Annotated in this window: 12 protein-coding genes and 3 pseudogenes; 9 read left to right on the forward strand and 6 right to left on the reverse strand. The window is 70.4% G+C overall.

What is annotated here, in order from left to right:
- Positions 1 to 72 precede the first annotated feature (72 nt).
- Both V9U70_RS04305 and V9U70_RS04310 read right to left on the reverse strand, forming a co-directional pair.
- A complete protein-coding gene (locus tag V9U70_RS04305) occupies positions 73 to 471 on the reverse strand; it encodes a hypothetical protein (protein WP_336673093.1) in 399 nt (132 codons plus the stop codon).
- Complete coding sequence (locus V9U70_RS04310; protein ID WP_336673094.1) at positions 468 to 1,316, reverse strand: IS5 family transposase; 849 nt, start codon at positions 1,314 to 1,316, stop codon at positions 468 to 470. The genes V9U70_RS04305 and V9U70_RS04310 overlap by 4 nt, the downstream gene beginning before the upstream one ends.
- A gap of 748 nt (positions 1,317 to 2,064) precedes the next feature.
- On the opposite strand from V9U70_RS04310, the gene V9U70_RS04315 reads away from it, so the two are divergent.
- The gene (locus V9U70_RS04315) at positions 2,065 to 2,973 is read left to right on the forward strand and encodes a helix-turn-helix domain-containing protein (RefSeq protein ID WP_336673095.1); all 909 of its coding nucleotides are present in this window, start codon (positions 2,065 to 2,067) and stop codon (positions 2,971 to 2,973) included.
- 298 nt (positions 2,974 to 3,271) lie between these two features.
- Here V9U70_RS04315 and V9U70_RS04320 read toward each other — a convergent pair whose 3' ends face one another.
- Entirely contained in the window at positions 3,272 to 4,426 is a 1,155-nt protein-coding gene (locus V9U70_RS04320; RefSeq protein WP_336673097.1) for a cytochrome P450, read from the reverse strand.
- A 962-nt stretch (positions 4,427 to 5,388) separates the two neighbouring features.
- On the opposite strand from V9U70_RS04320, the pseudogene V9U70_RS04325 reads away from it, so the two are divergent.
- Positions 5,389 to 5,889: pseudogene (locus tag V9U70_RS04325) on the forward strand (recombinase family protein); the annotation flags it as partial.
- Between the two features lie 130 nt (positions 5,890 to 6,019).
- On the opposite strand, the gene V9U70_RS04330 reads toward V9U70_RS04325, so the two are convergent.
- Complete coding sequence (locus V9U70_RS04330; RefSeq protein ID WP_336673098.1) at positions 6,020 to 6,529, reverse strand: hypothetical protein; 510 nt, start codon at positions 6,527 to 6,529, stop codon at positions 6,020 to 6,022.
- A 42-nt stretch (positions 6,530 to 6,571) separates the two neighbouring features.
- Entirely contained in the window at positions 6,572 to 7,183 is a 612-nt protein-coding gene (locus tag V9U70_RS04335) for a hypothetical protein (RefSeq protein ID WP_336673099.1), read from the reverse strand.
- A gap of 9 nt (positions 7,184 to 7,192) precedes the next feature.
- Here V9U70_RS04335 and V9U70_RS04340 point away from each other — a divergent pair, with 9 nt between their 5' ends.
- The 5 genes and pseudogenes from V9U70_RS04340 to V9U70_RS04360 all read left to right on the forward strand — a co-directional run bounded on the left by V9U70_RS04340 (position 7,193) and on the right by V9U70_RS04360 (position 15,953).
- Positions 7,193 to 8,080 carry an acyltransferase domain-containing protein gene (locus V9U70_RS04340; protein WP_336673100.1) on the forward strand — a complete coding sequence of 296 codons (888 nt, stop codon included), beginning with the start codon at positions 7,193 to 7,195 and terminating at the stop codon, positions 8,078 to 8,080.
- Between the two features lie 5 nt (positions 8,081 to 8,085).
- Positions 8,086 to 10,428, forward strand: coding sequence for a type I polyketide synthase (locus tag V9U70_RS04345; protein ID WP_336673101.1), 2,343 nt, complete (start codon positions 8,086 to 8,088; stop codon positions 10,426 to 10,428).
- 64 nt (positions 10,429 to 10,492) lie between these two features.
- Positions 10,493 to 11,719 (forward strand): thioesterase domain-containing protein, encoded by a 1,227-nt coding sequence (locus tag V9U70_RS04350; RefSeq protein WP_336673102.1) that lies wholly within the window; start codon positions 10,493 to 10,495, stop codon positions 11,717 to 11,719.
- Positions 11,720 to 12,067: 348 nt separating this feature from the next.
- A complete protein-coding gene (locus V9U70_RS04355) occupies positions 12,068 to 13,645 on the forward strand; it encodes an MFS transporter (RefSeq protein ID WP_336673103.1) in 1,578 nt (525 codons plus the stop codon).
- Between the two features lie 340 nt (positions 13,646 to 13,985).
- Positions 13,986 to 15,953, forward strand: a pseudogene (locus tag V9U70_RS04360) (HelD family protein).
- 323 nt (positions 15,954 to 16,276) lie between these two features.
- Here the strand turns inward: V9U70_RS04360 and V9U70_RS04365 are convergent.
- Positions 16,277 to 16,654, reverse strand: a pseudogene (locus tag V9U70_RS04365) (GAF domain-containing protein); the annotation flags it as partial.
- Positions 16,655 to 16,803: 149 nt separating this feature from the next.
- Here V9U70_RS04365 and V9U70_RS04370 point away from each other — a divergent pair.
- Together V9U70_RS04370 and V9U70_RS04375 are read left to right on the forward strand one after the other, a co-directional pair.
- Positions 16,804 to 17,559: a (5-formylfuran-3-yl)methyl phosphate synthase gene (locus V9U70_RS04370; RefSeq protein WP_336673104.1), complete on the forward strand. Its 756-nt coding sequence runs from the start codon at positions 16,804 to 16,806 to the stop codon at positions 17,557 to 17,559.
- A gap of 8 nt (positions 17,560 to 17,567) precedes the next feature.
- Positions 17,568 to 18,971 carry an aldehyde dehydrogenase family protein gene (locus V9U70_RS04375; protein ID WP_336673105.1) on the forward strand — a complete coding sequence of 468 codons (1,404 nt, stop codon included), beginning with the start codon at positions 17,568 to 17,570 and terminating at the stop codon, positions 18,969 to 18,971.
- Position 18,972 lies beyond the last annotated feature (1 nt).

Below are 18,972 nucleotides of genomic sequence, written 5' to 3' on the forward strand. Positions count from 1 at the left end.
AGTGGGCGGTTCGTGGGTTGATGTCCGTTTCTGCTTGAGGGTGGAGCGAGACCGCTGGTGGGGCTCTGTCAGCTATGGCTTTCTGGCGAAACTGCCGGTGTCGGCTTCGATGAGGATCCCGAGTCTGACCAGGCGTTTCAGCTTGGCGCGGGTGCCCTCGACGTTCTTCGGCAGCAGCTCGTGGCCGAGGGCTTGGCAGACGTCCCTGGCCCGTATTGGTCCGGTCGCGTGGTTGAAGGCGGCGAGGATGCGGGGGTAGTCCGGGTGCCCGGGCAGTTCCGGTGCGGCAGCGGGAAGCCGGTCGGCGAGGCTGGTGACGGTAGTGCGGGTGATCGCGAGATGCTCCAGATGGGTCTCGGCCTCCCGCAACCGGTTCTGCAGGCCGTCGATCTGTTCACGGAGGTCGTCGGCCAGGGCCCGGGCGGCTTGCTCCTGCAGTTCCAGGGCTTCGAGCAACGGCTGGATGTTCATGCTGCGACCGCCTGTGCCTCGCGCCAGGTGGGGGTGTTCGCGCCGGTGAGCCGGCGGGTCATGACGTGGGTCATGGCCCAGTAGACGCGTGAAACGGAGGAGGAAGGGTGGTGCTCGTAGTCGCGGACCAGGCGCCGGTGCAGTATCAGGGTTCCGTAGGTCTGCTCGACCCTCCAACGCTTCGGCTGCGGCACGAATCCCTTGATCTGCGGGTCGCGGGCGACGATCTCGACGTCGATGCCCAGGCCGGCGCCGTGCGCGACGACCTGGTTCTTGAAGCCCTGGTCGACGAGAGCCTTGCGAACGGTTCCGCCGGCCTGTTCGGCGACCTGGTCCAGCAGGACGATGCCCGCGGCATTGTCATGGGTGTTCGCGGCCAGGACGACGACCGCGATGACCAGTCCAAAGACATCCACAGCCAGTCCGCGCTTGCGGCCGGGCACGCGCTTGGCCGGGTCATGGCCGCTCGTGTCGGCGGGGACCCCGGCGGCCACATGGACACTCTGCGTGTCCAGGACCACCAGGGCCGGGTCCTCTAATCGCCGGGCGCGTTCGCGGACCTGGCACCGCAGGAGTTCGTGGATGACCTGGTCGGTCCCGTCATCCCGCCAGGCGGCGAAGTAGTAATAGGTCGCGCTCTTCTGCGGCAGGTCATGCGGAAGGTAGGCCCACTGGCAGCCGGTCCGTCCCTGGTACAGGATCGCGTTCACGATCTCCCGCATGTCGTAGGCACCTTGATGGCCGCTGACCGACCGATGCCGCCCCTTCCATGCGGTGATCACCGGCTCGATCAACGACCACTGCTCGTCCGATAAGTCACTCGGATACGGCTTGCGTTCACTCACCCGGTCACATCACCACATCAACGACCGTGAACCGGCAGATTCCGCCTCGACGCCACACCATCAGGCGACAGCAGATCCGCTCAAAGACTCACGAACCGCCCACTAAGTGCCGCGCCCCCCGGCAGCCACCCGGCGGGGGCCACACGAGCGCACGGACAAACGCGGCATTTGCCTTCTGAGGAGGGAACGCGTTCCGTCGTACTGAGCTGGAGTGGTGGCGCTCCAGCGCGGCCGGTCCAGCCCTTGCTGCCCCGCCGCTGTCCCCGCGCCCCCGGCGGAACGTGCGCCCTACCGTGCCGCGTTGCCGCACCCCCTGTCGCCCTCGTCCTTGGCCCGGTGTTCGTCGCGGGGGCAGTACGACCTCCAGGTTTCGGCGTTCGGCTCGATCGCGCCGTGCGAGGGTCGGTAGTGCGTCGAACGGTGTCGTGCGATCGGAGGCCAACAGTCGGCTGCCTGGCTTTGTCCATGAGAATGGACAGCAAATGTCCACCACTTCGGGAGGTACCTGCCTCCGGCTCTGTTCGATTGGCTTGGGGTGTCACCAGCTCCGGGATGAGGCGGCCGCGATGGGTTGTCAGCCCCTTCTGTGCGACACCTCGTGGGTTCCCGTGGTTCTTGCCGGAACCCTGAGCCCCTGGCCTGGGGCTTCTCTCTCGTCACGTGGTCTGCCGGTCAGTGATGTGACTTCGGGATTCGTCGCGCTGAGGCGCTTGAGTCTCCAGCCGCCGGAGGGTTCAGGATCTTGCTCATGGATGACGAACGCCCCGACGTGCTCACTATTGGCCAGCTCGCGCACCGCACCGGACTTTCGGTGCGCACCCTGCGCTTCTGGTCAGACGAGGGGGCGGTGCCGCCCGTGGCCCGCTCCGCGGGCGGTTACCGGTTGTACGACGCCGAGTCCGTGGCCCGCGTCGAGCTGGTCCGCACCCTGCGGGAGCTGGGCCTCGGGCTCGACGACGTGTGCCGCGTCCTGAGCGGCCGCACCACGGTCGCCGAGATCGCCGACGCGCATGTCGCCGCGCTCGACGCGCAGATCCGCTCACTCAAGGTGAGCCGGGCCGTCCTGTCCACCGTGGCGAAACGGGGATCGACCGTTGAGGAGACAGCACTGATGAACCGGTTGGCGCGGCTTTCCGCCGCCGAGCGCAAGCAGATCATCGACGAGTTCAAGGAGGAGGTGTTCGGCGGCCTCGACGACCCGCGCCTGCGCGACCGCATGCGCACCTTCAGCATCGAATTGCCCGACGACCCAACACCTGAGCAGGTCGACGCCTGGATCGAACTGGCGGAATCGGTGCGGGACCCCGGATTCCGCGCTCGGCTGCGCACATGGATGGAGCTCAACACGGCCCTACCGGGGCAGGGCCGTCCCCACGGGGCGTCCATCTGGTGGGCCCGGCAGATCGTGCAGACCGTCGCCGAGGTCAGAAAAGGCGGGGTCCTTCCCGACGGGCCGGCAGCGGCCGAGATGCTGTCCGAGCTGTTCGGTGAGGCCGATCGGGCCGCCGTGCTGCGCAGCCTGGAGGCGGGGATCGAGGCAGGAGCGGAGAACTACCGCAGGCTCGTCGCCCGTGTGCGCGGGCAGGAATCGTCGCCCGACGCGACCGAGGAGCTGGAATGGCTGGCGCGGGCCCTGCGCGCCGCGGGTCAGACCTGACCGCGTTGGCACACTGACGACGACCGGTGAGACTGATCGCTCCGTCCTGCGCAGTCGTAGGTTGCGCACTGTTCGAACCCTTGGTGCCTCCTGAAGTGGTGAACATTCGCTGTCCGTTCTCATGGACAGAGCCAGCCGCTGGAGGGACAGTTCGGATTTGCGCGCGACTTGTACGGCCCGTGCGCCCCTGTCGGGGAGCCGGAAGCCTGGCCTCCCGGTGCGGGAGGCCAGGCTTCTCACGTCGGGCGCAGGAGCGGCACCGAACACGCGCTCCGGGTTCTCGGCATGCCGGGGAGGTTCAGCCCTGCCTGTCCGGCTGCGACGTCCTGGTGAGGCGGGTCCAGCCCGCCGGGGGCGCCAGGAGCGTGCGGACGTGAGGCCTTCGCCTGCGGAGCCGTACGTCTCCCCGGTAGTTGCACAGGATGAGACCGCCCAGGTGTACCAGAGCCCTGACCGCGAATCCGTTCGCCGGGCACATCCCCTCCCCCTTCCCGAAGGGCAGGTAGGACCGTCTCTGGTCCTCGGTCGGTTTTTCCCAACGGGCGGGGCGGAATTCGAGCGGCTCGTCCCACACGGCCGCCGACCGGTGGAGCGCGTGCGTACCGATCAGCACGTGTTCGCCCTCGTGCACCGGGACGCCCGCGATCTCGTGGTCAGCGCCGGCCACCCTGACCAGACGCCACGCCGTCGGGTAGAGGCGCAGCACCTCCTTGACAAGGGAACGGATTTGTTCCGGGCGTACCGCTGGGCCGGTGTATCCGTACTGAACGCCGAGCAGCACCAACCACTCCAGGGTCACACCGGTGAAGCCGACAGCCGACAGGATGAGCCGCTGCAGCAATTGCGCGCGATCCGCCGGGGACAGTTCCCCGCGCAGGCCCAGCACCACGTCGACGAGGTCTTGCGCTTCGGCGCCCTGCGCCGGCAACTGCCCCAGACGGTCGGCGAGCCCGGCCCGGATGCGCGGGACCGAGCGGTGGGGCCGCCGCACCGTGTGACCGACGATGTCGTCGGCGATGACGCTCGAGGTGACGTAGGTGTCGACGAGGGAGTTGATCTCGCTGTGGCGCCCATGTGCGATCACTGGTGCGAAGTACCGCCGGACCACTCGCGCTCCCCAACGCTGGTGCCGCAGGCGCCCGCTTCTGCCGCCCGCCTCGCGGAGGGCCGCGTCGATGTCGAACGACGCGTGGGGGTCGTGACGGGCCAGCACCTTGATGAGTTCGCGTGACGCCTCGGTTCGAAGCGTTTGGGGGAGGGGCGTGGGGCCGAGGCGGAAGAACCCGGACTGCGGCAGGTACTTGTCGGCCGTATCGACCAGCACTTCCCGGGCGGCGTCCGCATCGGCGACGAAGAGGGTCCCGAAGCGGAGCCTGAACGGGCCGTCGGCCTTCGCCGCCGAGTCCTCCCATCGCCGAAGGTGGGGCCACAGGCTCTGCCTGTCCAAGAACACGAGATCCTCCACCTGTCCGACAGGGAAGGGAGTGCGCAGCACCGGCTACGCGCCCCATCCCTTACGGAGAGCCCGTTCAGGCTTTGCGTCCGTACCTGTCGCCGTACCCGTGGACGCGCGCGCGGCTTTCACCGCTGAGCGCCCGAACGACCCTGCGGACCCTCGACCCGTTGCCCTCCTGCCGCAGTACTCTGCACTGTCCTGGCCGGCCCGACATCAGTCGCGCCGCCCGTATCCGACGAAGTACCCGTGCCAGCGTGCGCGCATCTCACCGCTGAACGCCCGAAAGCCGCTGGTGACCCAGTTCATGATGGTCCTCCTTCTGGTCGGTGACCCTCGCTGGCCGGCCCGGCTGGAGCCTCTCGGCCCGCCACCGCACGCTCAGCATGTGGTCAACGCACTGACATGAATTCGGTCGGCCCTGAGCTCACCTTTTGCACCGTGACGCTACACACATGGCCGATCCGGGTGAACCGGTAGAACCGGCCAAAGGCAGCGACGTCACCGGCCGTTCCCAGCATCCGGGTGGAACTGCTCGAAGACGCGGAGGCCAAGGACGTCACGGACAGGTCCGGGGCGGCATGTCGGCCGGGCGCAGCAGCCCGGAAGATGCAGCGTGGAGGCGGGGCCCGGCCGGACGCCCTTCGCACGTCGACCGGCCGAGCTCCGGCCCCTTCCTGCAAACTGCGTGCTGCGCCCATCTACGTAACGTGGACCCGCAGTACGTACCGCTCACCGGTCCGGATTGCCTCCGCCTGCTCGCAGATTCGAGTCCGTGAACCCGAGCAGCGCCTCGCTCGCCGCGCGGCGCAGCAGCTCCACGATCTCCGTGACCGCCTGGCGCCCCGCCGGGGTCGGGGTGGGGCGGCGTAGACCTTCAGTTTCGAGTTCGCGGTCGTCGGCGGCGGCTACCCGCCGGCCGTCGCGACACTTGGAAGTGGGACGCTGAAGGCGCCACCCGGCGCCCCGAGCTGGAGGCCGCCGTGAACCTCGCCGGGGAGACCCGCTCCTCCGGCGTCGCCGTCACCCTCGTCGTCCACGAGCACAAACGACTCGGTCGCGGCATCGAACTCGCCATGCTCCCCGAGGAACTGAAGGCGAGCGACGTCGGTCTGGAGTTCCTCGCTGGAGAGCTGAAGGGCTCGCACGACCCGTCCGGCATCGTGTTCACCGTCCTCGCGGCCATGTCCGGGATGGAGCGCGAGTACATCCGCGACCGCACGCTCGAAGGCCACGAGTCCGCCCGCAAGCGCGGCAAGACCATCGGCGGCCCCAGCGTCGCAGACGAATCCATGCTCTCCATGGCTCTGCACCTGCGGGAACAGGAGATGTGCCTGCGCGACATGGCCAAGCGGCTCGTCATCACCACCGGCAAGAAGAAGGGCCAGCGTCCGTCACCAGCAACCGTGACGCGGATGCTGCGCGAGCACGACGAACAGGCTGCCATGGTCTCGGCACCGTAGAAGACCCGTCAGGGCTTCAAGATCATCCCCTTGCCCCTTTGACGCGTATCTCGGTCACACCCCGGGACCCCCGTGGGTTCCAGGAAGCCGACGGTCCTTCAGCTTGGACCCACGGGTCCACCGGTCTGCTTCAGGTCGGTAAACCCGTGGGTTCGGTTGGAACACGAGGATGCTGTGCAAGCCGAAGAGCTTCGGTCGTGACCTCGGCGTCGACCTGCGCCTGTGTTCTGTCGCCGTATGCGAGGACGTCGTAGTCGTCGTCCAGGTTGGCGAGCCGTTCGACCAGAGGCAGCTCGTGCCCGAAACGATGGTGGATCCGGAAGGCCAGCTCGCGTGGTGTCAGCGCGCCGGCCAGCATCCGGGCGGCAAGCGCTCGCGCGGCGGCTTCCTGTCCGGCAACGCTGCCCGCTGGGTGGAAGGTGAGGCACAGTTCGTCGAGTGCCGGTGGAAGGAGGTCGGGGACGTCGTAATCCGCCTCCGCGCGTGTGCACGCGGCCAAGATCCGCAGGGCAGGACTGTCGAGGCCGGCAACGAGTGCATCACAGGCAGCAGTGACGACGTCGGTTGCGCGGATCTCGCCCATGCTCCAGAGGGCGGCATGGTCCTGTAGAGCGGTTGCTGATGCTTCGGTCGACGTCACCCGCTCATGATTGCCTTCATCGTGCGTCCGGTCGAGCAAGTTTCATCGAAGCTGCTGTTCAACGGCCTGTTCCAACAGCGTCCGCGCGGAGTCCGTGTAGCGAATCGCGGTCTTCGCATCGAGTCCGAAGACCTCGGCGAGGTGGAGGGGGTCGGGGCCATGGGCGAGGGCTTCTTCGAGCTGCCGGACGACGCGGAGCTGTTCCAGGGTGGCGGCCTGGCCGCGAAGCGGTGTGGTCAGGGAGGCCGCGCTGACCGGGCCGGTGCCCAAGGCAGTGAACTTGTTGATCAGCAAGTGCGGGTTAGCGGTGTCGGGCCAGCGGCAGCGTCGGTGGTCCAGCCATTCGCGGGCGACGTGCAGTGTCAGCGCGTCCAGAGGCCGGACCCGGCCGTCGATCACGAGCTTGCGATTGCCGATGTCGAGGTCGTCGAGTTGGAGGCGCCGGATCGCACCGGATCGCGCGGCGTGCACTGCGGCGAGCGCGAGGACCAGCCGGTCCGCCGGCTTGGCGACCGCGGCAACGGAGTTGTTGACGTGCTCGGGCTCCAGGGGTTGGAGGATGCCGTACTCGTGCTGGCCAACGCGGATGCGGCTGGTCGGATTCTTGAAGATGGTGCCGCTCTTCTTCGCTCGGCCGAACAGCGACCGCAGCACGATGAGCGTGTGCCGTCGCTGGCTGCCGTGGAGGGAATCCAGCTGGGTGAGGACGTCGTCGCGCCTGTTCACCGGCCAGGCGCCCAGCGGACCGGGATGGGCACCGGGCTGTACCGGGCGTTCCCCGCTTTCGCGGCGGCGCTCGACGAGGTGTGCGCGGAGTTCGACGCCCACCTGGGGCACGCGCTGCGGGACGTGATGTTCGGCGGGGCCGACGAGACGCTGCTCGACCGCACCGAGTACACCCAGCCCGCGCTGTTCGCGTTCGAGGTGGCGATGTACCGCCTCGTCGAGTCGCTGGGCGTGACGCTGGGCGTGGTCGCCGGGCACTCGATCGGCGAGCTGGCCGCGGCCTACGTGGCCGGTGTGTGGTCGTTGCCGGACGCATGCACCCTCGTCGCGGCTCGAGGCCGCTTGATGGGGGCGCTGCCGGCAGGCGGGAGCATGCTGGCAGCCGCGGTGCCGGAGGGGCAGGCCCTGGAGCTGCTGGCGGCGGCGGACGCCGGTCCGGCAGCCGGCGCGGTCTCCCTGGCCGCGGTGAATGCCCCCGACGCGGTGGTCCTCTCCGGAGACGCCGACGCGGTCTCGGCGGTCGAGTCGAGGCTCGTGGCCGAGGGCGTCAGGACCAGCAGGCTGCGGGTGAGCCACGCGTTCCACTCCGCCCTGATGGACCCGATGCTGGCCGAGTTCGCGGAGATCGCCGTCGGCCTGACGTACCGGGAGCCGCGCATCCCTCTGTGCTCCACGGTCACCGGAGCGTTCGCCGGCGCCGAGGTGGGCACGCCCGAGTACTGGGCACGGCAGGTGCGCGAGGCGGTGCGCTTCGCCCCGGCGGTGCGGTCCCTGCTCGACTCGGGCGTGGGCCTGTTCGTCGAGCTCGGCCCGGACGCGGGCTGACGGCCATGACCCGCGCCACCGCGGCGGCCGACGTCGCGGCGCGCGCCTCGGTGGTCGCGGCGTCCCGCCGCACCGTCGACGAACCCGGACAGCTGGTCGCCGCGCTGGCCACCGCGCACTGCGCGGGCCGGCCGGTGCAGTGGTCCGACTACTTCGGAGCGCGACCGCAGGCACGGATCACGCTGCCCGCCTATCCCTTCCAGCACGAACGCTTCTGGCTGCTGCCCGCGGAGGCCGCAGCGCCGCTCGCCGGCGTCGACTCCGCCGGCCATCCGCTGCTGCACGCCCAGATGCAGCTCGCCGGCAAGGACGAATGGCTGTTCACCGGCAGGCTCTCGCTGCGCACGCACCCCTGGCTCGCCGACCACACGGTCCTGGGCATGATGCCAGGGACCGGATTCGTGGAACTGGCCCTGGCGGCCGGCGCCCGGCTCGGCGTGCCACGGCTGGCTGAACTGGTCCTCGCGGCGCCGCTGGTCCTCCCGGCCGACGGCACCGCGGACCTCCAGCTCGCCGTGGGCGAACCCGACGCGGCCGGGCACCGGACCGTGGCCGTCCACGCCCACGTCGCCGATGCCTGGGTGCCGCACGCCCATGGCCTGCTCACGCCCGCCGCACCGGTCCCAGCACCGGACTGGTCCCGCGCGTGGCCTCCGGCTGCGGGCGAGCCGGTCGACGGGGAGCAGGTGTACCGCGCGCTCGGCGACCTCGGCTTCGGGTACGGCCCGGTGTTCCAGGGTGTTCGCGCCGCGTGGACCCGTGGGGAGGAAGTCTTCGCCGACCTGGCGCTCGACACCGACAGCGCGGCGCGCGCCACCGACTTCGGGCTGCACCCGGCACTGCTGGACGCGGTGCTCCACGCGGCGGTCGGACCTCTCGTCGAGGGCGGGCCCGACGGCCGACTGCCCCTCCCCTTCGCCTTCGACGGTGTCCAGGTGGCACAGTCCGGCGTGGGCGCCCTGCGCGTCCGTATCGCCCGCATCGCACCGGACACCCTGCGCGTAGACGCGGCCGACGCGACCGGTGCCCTCGTGCTGAGCGTGAAATCGGTGCGGTCCCGCCCGATCGAGCCGCAGGCGCTGGCCGAGCTGCGCGGCGCGGCACCGCTGTTCGACCTGGAATGGGCCGCCGTGCCTGCCGCCCCAGAGGCGGACGCGGGGCGCGTCGTCGTGCTGGGTGACCCGGCGGCCGTCGAGGCCCCGGAGCCCGCGACGAGCTGTGCTGATCTGGCCGGACTCGCCGGGCTGGGGGACGTTCCCGACACGGTGGTATGGCAGTCGCCCCGCGGGACAGGGGCGGGCGCGGCGGAAGTCCACACCGGCGTCCTGACCACGCTCGCCCTGTTGCAGGGCTGGACAGGCGCCGCTCACCCCAGCCGGCTCGTGATCGTGACCCGCACGGCCGCCGGGCTGCCCGGTGAGGAGCCCGATCTGGCCGGGGCCGCCGTGGCGGGCCTCGTGCGCAGCGCACAGGCCAAGCATCCGGGCCGTTTCCTGCTCATCGACCACGACGGCGACGCCCTGCCGCTCACCTCGCTCGAGGACGCCGTGGCCCAGGACGAACCACACCTGGCCGTACGCGGGGGACGGCTCCTGGCACCGCGACTGCGGTCGCTGCCCGCCACCGGAGCGGGCGCGCAGCCGTCGTTCGACCGGGGCACCGTGCTCATCACCGGCGGCACCGGCGGCACCGGCGGCATCGGTGCGATCGTCGCCCGGCATTTGGTCACGGCGCACGGCGCATGGCGGCTGCTGCTGGTGTCGCGACGCGGCGCCGCCGCGGACGGCGCCGCCGAACTGACCGCCGAGCTGACCGGCCACGGCGCCCACGTCCAGGTCGTGGCGTGCGACGTCACCGAACGCACCGCGGTCCAGGACCTGTTGGCCGGCATCGGCACCGACGCGCCGCTGACCGCCGTCATCCACGCGGCGGGCGTCCTGGACGACGGCACACTCGACACCCTGACCGCCGAGCGGACGACACGGGTGCTGGCGCCGAAGGTCGACGCGGCATTGCATCTGCACGAGCTGACGCGCGATCTGGATCTGTCGGCGTTCGTGCTCTTCTCGTCCGCGGCCCCGCTGCTCGGCGGACAAAGACAGGGCAACTACGCCGCCGCGAACAATGCCCTGGACGCCCTGGTACGCCTGCGGCGCAGCGCGGGCCTGCCCGCGCACTCCCTGGCCTGGGGGCTGTGGACCGTCGGCATGGCAGGGCGCTCAGCGGGGACGGTGCCGAGCAGTACGCCCGCCGGATCCGGGCCAGGCTGGGCCTGGTCCCGATCGATCCGGATTCCGGGATGGCGCTGTTCGACCACGCGCTGGAGACCGGCCGGGCGACACCGATGACGGCGCTGCTGGACACGGCGGCGCTCACCATCCTGGCGCGCGGCGGCGCACTGCCCGCGGTGCTGTGCGGCATGATCCGGGCCCCCCGGTCACCGGGAGCGCCGGTGTCAGCCTGGCGCGGCAGCTGGCCGCCCTGCCCGACGCCGACCTCGACGCCGCGGTCCTGCGCGAGGTACGCCACGTCGCGGCGGCGGTCCTCGGCCACCTCTCCGGTGACGCGATCGACCCGGACGCGCCGTTCACCGAGCTAGGGTTCGACTCCCTCGGTGCCGTCGAGTTCCGGAACCGGCTGGCACAGCTGACCGAGCTGACGTTGCCGTCGACGCTGATCTTCGACCACCCGACCGCCGCCGATGTGGCGAAACTGGTGCGGTCGCGGATCGAGGAGTCCGGCACCGGCGTGGCCGAGCAGGTACCGGCCGGCGTGCGCGGCACGATCACCGAGCTGGTGTCGGCGGCGCATCGCCGCGGTGAGCTGGCAGGGGCGATGCCGCTGCTGACCGCGAGCGCCGCCCTGATGCCCCTGTACTCCGCCGAGGAGGCCGTCACCCGGCACCCGGCCGCGCAGCTCCTGGCGCGCGGCGACACGGCACCGGCACTGATCTGCATCCCCTCGTTCCTCGCGGGATCGGGCTCCCACCAGTTCGCGCGCCTCGCCCGTGAACTGGGCGGCGAGCGGCGGGTCAGCGCGTTGCGGCTGCCCGGCACGCGCGCGGGTGACGACCTGCCACCGACCTGGACGGCGGCGATCGAGAGCCTCGCCGCGAGCGTCGCGGCAGAGCTCGGCCGAAGCCCGGTGGCGCTCATCGGCTATTCGCCCGGTGGCGCGATCGCCCATGCGGTCGCCCGGCGGATCGGGGACGACGGAGGCACGCTGGCGGGCGTCGCGATGATCGACACCTACTCTCCGGACGACATCGAGCTCAACCGCCACGTGGTCACCGACGCGCTGGGGCAGATCCCGTCCCGGAACAACGCTTTGACCCCCGTGGACGACCACGGCCTGCTCGCCAATGGGCGGCTATGTGCGCATCTACCCCGATCGCGAGGCCGAACCGATCGCCGCACCCGCACTGAATCTGCGGGCCACCCTGACGCTGAGCACCTTCGGAGACAGCGACCCCGTCCCGGACTGGCAGCACCGTGGACCGATCGAGCAGATCGAGGCGGATCACTTCTCGATCATCGAGGAGCGGGCACCGGAGACCGCCGCGCATCTGCGGCGCTGGCTGGACTCACTCGGCGGCCGGTGAGGGCCGGACCGTCGGAACGGGGGAACGGAGACGCCTGACAGCTCTGCCCGAGCCCGAGCACGCCGCCCGCGCGGCGCGCTCGGGCTCGTCCGTCCGCAGCGGGGGCACCGCGCGACAGTTCAGGTCCCCGAGGGCAAAGAATTGCCTCGGCCGAAACCACCGAGGGAGGTGAATCTCTCCGGCTCGGAAATTCACCGGAGACAGAAAACCATTCGATCCGCAAATTCGTTGGAGGCACAGAATGGCGCGGTCTGCAAATCCGCCGGAGGCATAAAGGTCGCCCGGTTGCAACCGTGTCGGCGAGAAATTCTGAGCTTGACAGTGTTGTGGGGCCTGTTTATAGTCGCGTCGTTCAAGTTTCCGCCGATCGATATTCGAAGATGGTCATGACCGCACCTCCGACGTTGCTGAAATCCAGGCAACGGTTAATTCTCGCCGTACTCATGGTGTGTTCGCTGCTGATCTGGCTGGACAACACCGTTCTCAGTATCACTCTGGAGACCCTTGCCGACCCGGTCCAGGGGCTGGGCGCCAGCCCGGCCGAGCTGCAATGGATTACCGGTGCCTACACCCTGGTCTTCGCGACCCTGATGTTCACCGCCGGCGCGATGGGCGACAGCTTCGGCCACCGGAATGTGCTCGCCATCGGCCTGGTGATCTTCGCCGGGGCCTCGATCTGGGCGGCGTACGCGGGCGATGCGGGCCAGCTGATCGCCGCACGGGCCGCGATGGGAGTCGGTGCCGCACTGATCATGCCGGCCAACTTCGCCATTCTGTTGTGGACCTTCACCGGCGCCGGGCGGGCAACCGCGATCGCCATTTCCTCGACATCCACCGGTGTCGGAATGGCGGCGGGCCCGGTGCTGGCGGGACTTCTGCTCGGCCATTTCTGGTGGGGTTCGGTCTTTCTCGTCAACGTCCCGATCATCGTGGTGGCACTGGCCGGGATCGTCGTTCTGGTCCCCAATTTCCGCAGCCCCTCCGTGCGGCCGATGGACCCGGCCGGGATCCTGCTGTCCATCACCGGACTCGCGGCGCTGACCTACGGCGTGATCCGTGCGGGGCAGGTGGACGACTGGAGCCGTTGGGACGTCTGGGCGCCGACCGCGGCCGGGATCGTCCTGCTAGTCGTCTTCGTGCTCGTCGAATTGCGGACCGAGGCACCGAGTTTCGATCCCCGGCTGCTCGCCCAGAGGATGTTCGGCGGTGGCAACGCGTCCATGGCGTTGCTGTTCTTCTCCGTCGCCGCCATCACCTTCTACAACGCGTTCTACATGCAGGGCGCGCTGGGCTACTCACCGATGAAGGCCGGTTTGGCCAATGTTCCGACGGCCGTCGGCGCCGTCGTGGGCGCGCCCCTGGGCGCACGTCTCGTCGGCCGATGGTCACTGCGCCCCGTCGCCGTGCCGGCGCTCACGGTGGCGGCGCTCACCATGGGCGCGGTCGGATTCCTCGATCTGCACACCCCGCTCGTCTGGATCGCTCTCCTGCTGCTGGCGCAGGGCCTCTCCGTCGGCATGGTGATGGCCCCGGTGACCGGCGCACTGCTCAGCAGCCTGCCGCTGGAGCGGTCCGGTGCCGGGTCGGCCGTCACCAACACGGCGCGGCAGGTCGGCAGCGTGATCGGGATCGCGGTGGGCGGCACGATCATGTCGATCGCGTACCGAGACGCGATCGAACCCTCGCTGGGAGCTGTCCCGGAGGCGGTGCGGGACAACGCCCGGGTCTCCGCGGAACAGGCCCGCCACGTCGCCACCACGATCGATCAGCCCGCTCTCACACGGGCCGCCGATCAGGCGTTCATCCACGCCATGCACGTCGGTGCGGTCTGGATCATGCTCATCACGCTCGTCGCGGTGGCCGTGCTGATGATCGCCCTGCCCGCTGCCGGAAAGAAGAAGAACCCGGCACCGGAACCGGAGTACGAAGGGGCCCGCAGTGCCGAGCCTCATTCCACCGCCTGACGGGGTGGACGCGGACGGGAACCCGGACCGGAACGGGCGGGAACGCGGACGGAACTCGGACGGCCGCCGCCGTGAAGGGGCTGTCGGTCACCCGCCGCCGGGCTGCACTGCGGCGAGCGGGGTGCGAGTCCACCGGTCCGTCTCCCGGCGGAGCGGTCCGATTCCCGGCGGAAGATCTCACCCCCATATGTCTCGCCCGACCCGAAGGAGCCCCCGGTTGTCGACCATGAATGAAAATGATCCCGCTGTGCGTGCGGTGGAAGCGGAGCGGGATTACGTCTCCTCCTTGTACGCGTTGCTCACCGAGCGGCTTTCCGAGGCCCGCGAGAGCCGGGCGAGCGTGCTGAAGGCCAAGGCGAAAAGTGCGGGTGAGGCATACGAGACAGAGATCGCCGCCGAGCGGCTGGCCAAGGAGATCGGCCGGTTGGAGGGCGCCGAGAAGGGGCTGGTCTTCGGGCGCATCGACTGGACGGACGGCACGGCCCTGCGCATCGGGCGCATCGGACTACAGACGGAGTAGGACGACCTGCCTCTGCTCGTGGACTGGCGTGCGAACGCGGCACGTCCTTTCTACGAGGCGACACCGGTCCACCCGATGGACCTGCGGCGGCGCCGGCACCTGCGTCTGGAGGAGCGCACGGTCATCTCGGTGAGCGACGAGCTCCTGGACGGGACCGCCCCCACCGACGACGACGTCGTGGGGGACGGTCCGCTGACCGAGGCTCTGTCGGCACGGCGTACGGGCATGATGCAGGCGGCCGTCGCGACGCTCCAGGCCGAGCAGGACGAAATCGTCCGCTCCGCCCACCGCGGGGTGACCGTGGTCCAGGGCGGCCCCGGCACCGGAAAGACGGTGGTCGCCCTGCACCGGGCGGCCTACGTCCTGTACGCGTTCCCGCGCGCCGCCGAGGAGGGTGTCCTCGTGGTGGGGCCGAACGCCCGGTTCCTCGACTACATCTCCCAGGTTCTCCCCTCGCTGGGCGAGAACGATGTCGTCCTGGCGACCTGCCAGGAACTGGCCGGGGTCTCCACGGAGGCGGTGGACCCGTTCGACAGGGCGCGTCTCAAGGGCGGCTCCGACCTCGCCGACGCGCTGGCCGGTCTGCTGCGCGTCCACCAGGCCCGTGCCGGCGATTTCACCGTGCGGGTCGGACAGGAACGGGTCCACCTCTCCGGCGAGGAGGTCGCCATGGCACGTGAGGCCGCCGTCCGAGCCGTATCGGGGCACAACCCCGCGCGCCAGGCGTTCAAGGAGCTCCTGGTCGACGCCGTCACCAACGCGATGCAACGGGACATGAGCGAGGCCCTCGAACAGATCGACGCCGATGCCGAGAGGATGACGGGCATCAACCTCGACCGGTTCACGGGCGTCGCCCAGCGCCGCGTCGAAGGTGCGGCCGACCCCGGTCCGGTCCACGAACTGGACCTGGACGCCATCCGGGACGATCTCCTCGACGACGTGGGCGTCGACCGGGCGGTCGAGACGCTGTGGCCACGGCTGGTATCGGGTGACCTCGTGAAGGCGCTCCTGACGGATGCCGACGCTCTCGCCGAGTACCTGCCCCGCCTGACCGCGCAGGAGCGGTCCCTTCTGCTGCGCGGCCCGGACGACCCGTGGACCGATGCGGATGTGCCCTTGCTGGACGAGGCGGCGAGCCTGGTCGACGGCCCCCCGGAGCGGACGTACGGGCACGTCGTCGTCGACGAGGCCCAGGAACTGACCGCCATGCAGTGGCGGATGATCGTCCGCCGCTGCCCGGCGAGGGCGATGACGCTGGTGGGGGACTTCGCCCAGGCGGGCCCGGCCGCGACCGCATGCGACTGGAAGGAAGCGCTGAGCCCTCACGTCGGACCTCGGTTCAAGCTCCACAACCTGACCGTCAGCTACCGCACCACGCAGGAGATCCTGGAGAGCGTCCGGGACCTGCTCACGCGGATCGCCCCCGACCAGAAGCCCACACGGTCACTGGGGAGCGGTGAGAGCCCTCGCACCGTGACCACCCCCCCCCCGGACGGGTTGGTGGCCGCTGCCGTCCAGGAACTCCGCGCCCAGAGCACCGCGCATCCGGGCGAACTCCTGGGTGTGATCTGCGCGGACAACAGGGTGAGCGAACTGACGGCCCAGGGCATCGCTCACCACGCACGCATCGTGCCCGCGTCCGAAGCACGCGGCCTCGAATTCGACGGGGTCGTCGTCGTGGACCCCGAGGAGATCATCACGGCCCGCCCCGGCGGGGAGAGGGACCTGTACGTGGCCCTGACCCGCGCGACCAAGCGCCTCTGCACCATCACCGTCCAGCCCGCCTGAACACGCGGCGCCCGCGGTGTCACCGCGGGCGCCGCCGACGCGGGACGATCACCGCCCCGCCCCCGCCGGGCCGCTCGCCGCCTCCCCGCGCGCACCCGGCCGCCCACGGTCCGGTCCGAGCCGACGATGTCCCGCTCCCCTCCGCAGCAGGGTGAAGCCGACCGTCGCGCTCCCGGTCGTACACGCCGAGCCCGAGACCGAGTCCGCGCCCGAAACCCTCAGCCCGGCTGTCCACGGGCATGCCGCCGACTACACCCGACAGGCCCCCATGACGCACGACGTCCGGGCCGTCGAGGCCGCCCCCACCCTCTCCCGGCGCACCGGTGGCGGGTGGCGAAGGCCTGCTCCATCTGTGCGTGCGTGCGGGCGCTGGAGAGGGCGACGGCGGCGTGGGAGGCGAGCAGGACGCCGGCGGCTTCGCTGCCGTGGGTGAAGGCGCCGAGACTGCGGGAGTAGAAGTTGAATGCCCCGAGGCCCTCGTCTTCGGTGAACAGCAGGAAGCCCATCATGCTGCCGATCCTGAGCTCCTGCGCGGGCGGCACGAAGCGGAGCCACCGCGAGGACTCCAGGGTGAGGTCGGGGATGCGCAAGACACGCTCGCCCGTGGAGTGGCGGGCGGCGTTGAAGCACGGGCCCTCGCGCAGGCGGTCTGGAGCCGGTCGAGTTTCGCGACCCAGTTCATCCCGGTATGCACGGCGCACTGCAGGTAAGGGTGAGCACCCTAGGTAACCCTGTGCGCCCTACCGGTGCCCGCAGGTGACGTAAATGATGAGCGCACCGCACATGAACAGGACGATCCGCACCCCCCTGTCCCTCGGCCAGGTGGATATGCGGCGGAAGGAGCTCAGTGGTGTTGCTTCTCATCTCCCCGGACAGTGTCGAGGAAGCCCTCGATTGCGCGAAGGCGGCGGAGCACCTCGACATCGTCGACGTGAAGAAGCCCGATGAGGGCTCGCTTGGCGCCAACTTCCCCTGGGTGATCAGAGAGATCCGTGAGGCGACACCGGCGGGCAAGCCGGTGTCCGCCACCGTGGGTGACGTTCCGTACAAGCCCGGCACGGTGGCGCAGGCTGCGCTCGGCGCGGTCGTCTCCGGTGCCACGTACATCAAGGTCGGCCTCTACGGATGCACGACGCCCGATCAGGGCATCGAGGTCATGCGCGCGGTGGTCCGGGCGGTGAAGGACCATCGCTCCGACGCGCTCGTCGTCGCCTCCGGCTACGCCGACGCGCACCGCATCGGCTGCGTCAACCCGCTCGCCGTGCCCGACATCGCCGCCCGCTCAGGTGCCGACGCGGCCATGCTCGACACCGCCATCAAGGACGGGACCCGGCTGTTCGACCATGTTCCTCCGGACGTTTGCGCCGAGTTCGTCCGGCGGACCCACGCCTCCGGTCTGCTCGCGGCCCTCGCGGGCAGTGTCACGCAGGCCGACCTCGGTCCGCTGACCCGCATGGGCACAGACATCGTGGGCGTGCGGGGAGCGGTCTGCGAGGGCGGTGACCGCAACGCCGGAGGGATTCAGCCGCATCTGGTGGCCGCTTTCCGGGCGGAGATGGACCGGCAGGCCGAGGAGCACGGCGTCAGTGTCCCCGCCGATAAGTGACCGCTGGCATGCTGACGCCTGAGGCCGGCAGCCTCCCCGGAGGCCGGGCCGTACGTCTCTCCGTCGTCGACCCGGCCACCGGGGAGACCTTCGACGAGGCCCCCGACCAGCAGCCGGGCGAGTTGGACGGCGTGGTCGCCCGCGCTGAGCGAGCCTGGCGTGGCTGGCGCGCCGACCCCGCGGCCCGCACCGCGGCGTTGCGGGGCGCGGCCGACGCGGTCGAGACGGCCGGCGACGACCTCGCCCGGTTGCTCACCCGGGAACAGGGCAAGCCCTTGGCCGAGTCGTACGCGGAGGTCGCCCGTACTGCGGCCCGTCTGCGCTACTTCGCGGACCTGGCCCCCCGGACCCGCCGGATCGACGACGGCCGGCCTGTGCGCAGCGAGATCCGCTGGCGTCCCCTGGGACCCGTGGCCGCGATCGTGCCGTGGAACTTCCCCCTCCAGCTCGCGGCGGCGAAGTTCGCACCCGCGCTCGCGGCGGGCAACACCTTGGTCCTCAAACCGTCGCCGTTCACTCCGCTCGCCACCCGGATGCTCGGTTCCGTCCTCGCCACCGCCCTGCCCGAGGACGTACTGACCGTCGTCACCGGCCGCGAACCCCTCGGTGCCCGCCTCGCGTCCCACCCGGGCATCCGCCACGTCACCTTCACCGGTTCGGTGCCCACCGGGCGGGCCGTCACCGCGGCGGCGGCGGGCTCGCTCGCCCGGGTCACACTGGAGCTGGGCGGCAACGACGCCGCCGTCCTGCTGGACGACGTCGACGTGGACCGGATCGCGGACCGGCTGTTCTGGGCGGCGTTCCGCAACTGCGGGCAGGTCTGCATGGCGGTCAAACGCGTCTACGTCCCCGCCCGGCTCCATGCCGAGGTCGTCGAAGCCTTGGCTCAGCGCGCGAAGGCCGTCGCCGTCGGGCCCGGCCTCAACCCCGAAACCCGGCTGGGACCGGTCAACAACGCCCCGCAGCTGGCCCGGGTCGAACAGCTCACGAAGCGGGCCTTGGCGGACGGTGCCCGAGCGGCGTCCGGCGGCCACCGGCTGAACGGACCGGGATACTTCTTCGCCCCCACGATCCTCACCGACGTCCCGTTCGACAGTCCGGTGGTGGCCGAGGAACAGTTCGGACCGGTGCTGCCGGTGCTGCCCTACCGGAGCCTCGACGAAGCCGTCGACGCGGCCAACGGCACCGGCTTCGGACTGGGCGGCTCCGTATGGGGCACCGATCTCGACCGGGCCGAGGCGGTGGCCGACCGGCTCGAATGCGGCACGGCCTGGATCAACCACCATGCCGAACTGTCCCTCGCCCAGCCCTTCGCAGGCGTCAAGGACAGCGGCGTCGGCGTCGCGGGCGGACCATGGGGGCTCTACGGCAACCTCCGGCCGTTCGTCGTCCACCGCCCGCAGGAGGCGTGAC

The sequence above is a fragment of the Streptomyces pratensis genome (assembly GCF_037137275.1).
GTDB lineage: Bacteria > Actinomycetota > Actinomycetes > Streptomycetales > Streptomycetaceae > Streptomyces > Streptomyces pratensis_B.